6 protein-coding genes are annotated in these 5,322 nt (G+C 61.7%); all 6 read left to right on the top strand.

Annotated features, from left to right (window positions below):
- The coding region (locus tag NZM16_RS01810) for a DUF86 domain-containing protein (protein WP_295478113.1) at nt 1-366 on the top strand (366 nt) is incomplete at its 5' end.
- A 279-nt stretch (nt 367-645) separates the two neighbouring features.
- A protein-coding gene (gene prfB / locus NZM16_RS01805; RefSeq protein WP_295478111.1) for a peptide chain release factor 2 occupies nt 646-1,753 on the top strand; the annotation gives its coding sequence in 2 pieces (ribosomal slippage) (nt 646-711 and nt 713-1,753; 1,107 coding nt in all).
- A gap of 336 nt (nt 1,754-2,089) precedes the next feature.
- Nucleotides 2,090-2,743: a helix-turn-helix domain-containing protein gene (locus tag NZM16_RS01800; RefSeq protein ID WP_295449280.1), complete on the top strand. Its 654-nt coding sequence runs from the start codon at nt 2,090-2,092 to the stop codon at nt 2,741-2,743.
- Complete coding sequence (locus NZM16_RS01795) at nt 2,707-3,417, top strand: sortase (RefSeq protein WP_295478109.1); 711 nt, start codon at nt 2,707-2,709, stop codon at nt 3,415-3,417. Before NZM16_RS01800 ends, NZM16_RS01795 begins: the two co-directional genes overlap by 37 nt.
- Before the next feature lie 129 nt (nt 3,418-3,546).
- Complete coding sequence (locus NZM16_RS01790) at nt 3,547-4,050, top strand: DUF6391 domain-containing protein (RefSeq protein ID WP_295478106.1); 504 nt, start codon at nt 3,547-3,549, stop codon at nt 4,048-4,050.
- Between the two features lie 291 nt (nt 4,051-4,341).
- Nucleotides 4,342-5,310 (top strand): DNA polymerase III subunit delta, encoded by a 969-nt coding sequence (holA, locus tag NZM16_RS01785; RefSeq protein WP_295478103.1) that lies wholly within the window; start codon nt 4,342-4,344, stop codon nt 5,308-5,310.
- Nucleotides 5,311-5,322: the final 12 nt, after the last annotated feature.

Below are 5,322 nucleotides of genomic sequence, written 5' to 3'. Positions count from 1 at the left end.
TTGAGGTTGCTGGAACCCCTGGCCGGGATGGATCGGGAAGCTTTCTGTCAGGATCCTTATCGTTACGGGAGCGCGGAACGATTCCTGCAATTGGGGATCGAGGCGGCTATAGACATCGGTCATCATATTGTGGCCCGCCTGGGTCTTGGGCGCCCGCAGAGTTATGCGGAAATCTTCCAGCTGCTGGAGCGAAGGGAAATCTTGAAGGCGGAAACAGCCCGAGCGATGAGTCAGCTGGCCCGATTGAGGAACCGGCTGGTGCATTTGTATTGGAAAGTGGATGCGGCTCAGGTGCACACGCTTCTGTCAGATGCAATCCGGGACCTTCGGGAGTTTATGAAAGCGATCGCCGGGTTCCTGGGGTAGCCGGTGGATGATCTAGGGAATTTAAGGGGGGCGGGGAGGCCTCCTCGCCGTGGCCCATTGAGCTGTGGGGATGCATAAATTCTGCAATTACCATTGATCCTTCCCTGGGGATTTGGGATTCGGGCAGGCTGTCGAAGTCGGCCCACTCGACCCCCCACGTGTTTTTCTCCTTCCTCCCCGCACTGCTCCGCGGTGCGGGAGGGGGATTCCTTAATCTGGGCTGAAACCGTCAGGTGATTGATTCTGGGGCCAGTTACCCACCGACCGGAGGAGGAATCCATGAGCGAGTTGCGGGAACGATTGGAGGCATTGACGCTGACCCTGGAGGATCTCCTGGACCGTCTTTGACATCCCGAAGAAACAGATGGAGATCCAGAAGCTGGAGGAAGAAGCCGCTCGACCAGATCTCTGGGATCAGCCCACACGGGCCCAGGAGATCATGAAGCGGCTGGGCCGGCTGAAGGAGGAGGTAGAAAGCTGGCTCCGCCTGCGCCATCGGATCCAGGAGGCCCGTGAGCTGCTGGATCTGGCGGAAGCGGAAGGAGACGAGAGGCTGACCTCGGATCTGGAGCGGGAGATCGGCGCTCTGGAGGAGGAGATCCGGCACCATCAATTTGAAGTCTGGATGTCTGGCCCCTACGATCGCAACGACGCGATCCTGGCCATCCACGCCGGGGCGGGCGGGACCGACGCTCAGGATTGGGCGGAGATGCTGTTGCGCATGTATCTCCGCTGGGCTGAGCGCCGTGGATGGGAGGCCGAATTGCTGGATAAAGTAGACGGTGAGGAGGCGGGCATCAAGAGCGCCGCGGTTCTGGTGAGGGGCCCTTACGCTTATGGTTATCTGAAAGCCGAAAAAGGAGTCCATCGGCTGGTCCGCATTTCCCCCTTCGATGCGGCTCGTCGCCGCCACACCTCCTTCGCCCTGGTCGAGGTGTGGCCGGATATCGGGGAGAGCCCGGAGATCGTGATCCGCCCGGAAGACATCATCATTGAGACCTTCCGGGCCTCCACCGCAGGCGGTCAGCATATGCAGAAGAACGAGACCGCCGTCCGCATCCGGCATATCCCGACAGGGATTGTGGTCTCGTGCCAGAACGAGCGCAGCCAGACTCAGAACAAAGAAACCGCGTTGAAGATTTTGAAGGCCCGCCTGGCGGAACTGGAGGAGCAGAAACGACGAACGGAGATCGCAGCCCTGAAGGGAGAGCACGTGAGCGCCGAGTGGGGGAATCAGATTCGTTCCTATGTTCTTCACCCCTATCAGCTGGTGAAGGATCATCGCACCGACTATGAGACCAGCCAGGTTGAGCGGGTGCTGGATGGGGAGCTGGATGGGTTCATCGAGGCCTATCTCCGGCAGACGGTAGCGCCCCTTCGTTCTTGAAAGGCCATGTTGCAGCCTTAGCGATCCGTGCCGGGAGGTCGGATCTCGCCCTGTCCTTTAAATCTCCCCGTTCGCAACAGCGCATTTTGGAAAAGCAGAGCGCTCAAAAGATTTTTCTCCGCTCTTCCCACGACTCTCTGGGCCGTGGGAAGAGCGGAGATGAGGAAGGAGGGGCCATCGCCCTTCCGGATGGGTTTCAGCTCACCCGATCTCCAATTCATAACTGGTCAAAGCACTACCAAGCCTCTGAAGGAGCTGGAAGAAAGCCGGATGCCATGTTTTCAGATGCTCCCCCTGCCACCGCGACTTCTGGAAGCTGGCGGAGAGAAGCCACAGATGGCAAAGCGAAAAAAGAATAAAGAGACTTCAGGCGAGTGGCTTTCCCTCAAAGCAGCGGCCGCAATGCTGGGGGTGCATCCGGCCACCCTTCGGGCCTGGGCTGACGCGGGACGGATCCCCTCTCGCCGGACAGCAGGAGGACATCGGCGGTTCGCCCGTCGGGATCTGGAGATATGGCTGCAGGCTCACGGAACGGAGCCTGGGGTGCAAATGCTGATCGCCTACACGCTGGGCCAGCTCCGCCTGGAGCTCGCTCGAGGGGCTGGGCTTCAAGCCCCATGGTTTGAGCGGATGCGGGGAGAGATGGCCCAGGCCTTCCAGGCCACCTGTTATCAATTGCTGGAGGAGCTTCAGGCGTACATCCGTGATCGCGATCCCCTGCGCCCCCAGCGCGTTGGGGCGCGCTATGCGGATCAGGCGATGGCTGCAGGTGTGGGGTTGGGAGATCTGTTGCGGGCCTTCCTGCATTTCGGAGGCTACCTGCTGGAGAGTGTGTTCCAGATGGTGGAGATGGGCAGCTCCCCGGAGCGCTGGCATGAGGTCTATCGAACGATCACCGCCTTTTATAATGAAACGCTGCTGGCGATGGTCGAGCGTTACCTGGAACAGGCGCCATGGGTGAAGGGCACCACGGGCTTCTCCATGGACTAAGCTGGATCATGCTGGGGGTTGGTCTGGCGACCTGGTTGGGAGGCATCGCGCTCGGGTGGCGCGCTCTGGCCTCTCCGGTTGTTCCCATCGGGCATTCATCAGAGCCTGGGCCTTCCCGTGCGTGGGAAGCGATCCCCTCGCCGATGGCGCCCGCCGAAACGCCCCGACCCGCATTGATCACGCCATCCCCACCTTTGCCGACGGCAGCTCCCGACGCGGAGCCTCCCCTCCGTCTATGGATTCCGGCCATCCAGCTGGACGCCCCTGTAGTCCCTGCGGGACTGACGACGGTGCGAGAGGGGCAGCAGGAATGGATCACCTGGGAGCCGCCGCATGATTTTGCTGCCGGCTGGCTGGTCACCTCGGCCTATCCCGGCCAGCCGGGCAATGTGGTCCTGATCGGCCATCATAACATCTATGGGAGGGTGTTTGCGAACCTCTATCGCCTGCATCCAGGGGATCGGATCCATCTGGAAACCCGACGGCGGATCCATGTCTACCGGGTGGAGGCGGTCCATATCCTGCCGGAGAAGGGCCAGCCCCTGGAGGTCCGGCAACGCAATCTGCAATGGGTTCTACCCACGTGGGATGAGCGGCTGACCCTGGTCACATGCTGGCCCTCTCATACGAACACGCACCGTCTGATTGTGGTGGCGCGGCCCTCAGAACCATAGAGAGCTCATCTTTACTTTACTTTAGGCTTCTGCTTGTGGGGCGGCACGCGGAAAGCGCGCCCTCCCACCGGTGGAAACACTCTCGCCCGCTTCCTGCTTCACAGCGAGGAGGAGGTAAGGAGGATCGAGATGTCCATCCTGGATTGGACGCCCGTGCGACGGATCCGGCGCAACCACGCGCTGGAGCATGCAACGATTCATCTGCTGAGCCAGCAGTTCCCTGGACGGCCAATGGCGGGTCGTTCCACACCTTTCGGGTTTTACATTTATGGAAATGTGCCCCTGGAGGCGGTGGTGGTGGCCTCCCGGGAGGCCCTGGAGCGCTTGCGACGCGGGGAACATCACTGGGCCATTCATCCGGGGTGCGGCACGAATTACGTGGCTTCCGGCACCACGGCGGGCCTGGCTGCCTTTCTGACCATGGGATTGGTTCCCTACCGCCGGCGTCGGGATGTGTTGCCGTTGATGATCCTGGCGACGGTGCTTGCCCTCATCGCGGCCCAACCCCTGGGTCCGTGGCTGCAGACCCATCTCACCACCCGTGCGGATCCGGGAGATCTGGAGATCGTGGGCGTGCGAGCGCTTCCGGGTGGGTGGGTCCACGGTTATTTTGTGGAGACTCGCGGAGGATAAATCCTTCCGATGAGGTCTTAGGGCTGGGACGCTGCCTTCAGCGGTGCCCCAGCCCTAAAAGATCTTTCTCCTCATCCCCTGGGGCTTTGGGGGCGGAGCCGGGCGCCAAAGGCGCCTGGCCCTGCCCCCCCCTAAAAAATTTTTGGATCCCCCCTCCCCACGGCCCAAAGGGCCGTGGGGAGGGGGGATCGAGGGGTGTGGGGTCATCCCGCCTCGCTTAGCCGGCTCCTAACTGCATAACTCCTGCCTGAAAATGATTCGCTCCGCGCTATGACTTCGTGAGGCGTTTTCATGGTAATCGTCCTGCACGGGGAAAATGAGCTGGAAATTGAAGAAGCGCTGATGGAGCTTCGGGAGTCCGTTGGGAACGCCGCCGCTCAGTCGATGAATGTCATCACCCTGGATGGGCGGCGAGTGACCCCGGCCGAATTGCAGACCGCATGTGCGGCGATGCCGTTCCTGTCGGCCCGTCGTTTGATCATCGTGGAGGGCCTGTTCACGCGAGGGCGCCGTCGGGCCCGGGAGGAGACCGCCTTCCTGGAGGTGCTGTTCACTGTCCCCCCCACCACCTTGCTCGTCCTGATAGAGCCCAGGACGCTTCCGGAAGACCATCCCTTGTTGCGCTGGATCGCAGCCCATCCGGATCAGGGAGAGGTGCGGCATTTTCCGCTTCCCCCTCCCCGGGTGTTGCCGGAGTGGGTGATGACTCGGGCCCGACGCTACAGTGGGACATTTACGCCGCAGGCCGCCTCTGCCCTGGCGGCTCTTCTCACCGATCCACGTCTCCTGGATCAGGAGATCCGAAAGCTCATCACCTGGGCAGCCGGTCGGCCGGTGACCCCGCAGGATGTCGAACGGCTGGTGCCTTATGCGGCGCCCATCAGCCTGTTCGAGCTGACGGAGGCGCTGGGCCGTCGGGATGTGCGTCGGGCCCTGGCGGCCCTGCACCGGCTGCTGGCGGAAGGGGAACACCCGTTAGGTCTATTTGGCATGATCGTCCGCCAGTTTCGCCTCATGCTCCTGATGAAGGAGCAGCTGGAGAAGGGCCTCTCACCTGCCGAGGCAGGGAATCTGCTGGGGCTTCATCCCTATGCAGCCCGCAAAATCGCTGAGGCGGTTGTGGCGTTCTCCCTGCCGCAACTGGAGGCCTTCTATAGGAACCTGGCGGAACTGGATGTGGCGATCAAAACCGGTCAGATCCCTGATGTGGTGGCGCTGGAGACCTTCATTGTCTCCGTAGGTCGACGGGGGATGGCTTAGAACGGGCATGGG

The sequence above is a fragment of the Thermoflexus sp. genome, assembly GCF_025055495.1.
Taxonomy (GTDB): Bacteria; Chloroflexota; Anaerolineae; order Thermoflexales; family Thermoflexaceae; genus Thermoflexus.
Note: the sequence above shows the minus strand (reverse complement) of the source record. Positions and strands in the feature narration are given on the sequence as shown.

Coding starts and splice junctions, on each gene's coding strand:
- NZM16_RS01800 (WP_295449280.1), top strand. CDS start 2,090: ATGGCAAAGCGAAAAAAGAATAAAGAGACTTCAGGCGAGTGGCTTTCC.
- NZM16_RS01795 (WP_295478109.1), top strand. CDS start 2,707: ATGGGTGAAGGGCACCACGGGCTTCTCCATGGACTAAGCTGGATCATG.
- NZM16_RS01790 (WP_295478106.1), top strand. CDS start 3,547: ATGTCCATCCTGGATTGGACGCCCGTGCGACGGATCCGGCGCAACCAC.
- holA (WP_295478103.1), top strand. CDS start 4,342: ATGGTAATCGTCCTGCACGGGGAAAATGAGCTGGAAATTGAAGAAGCG.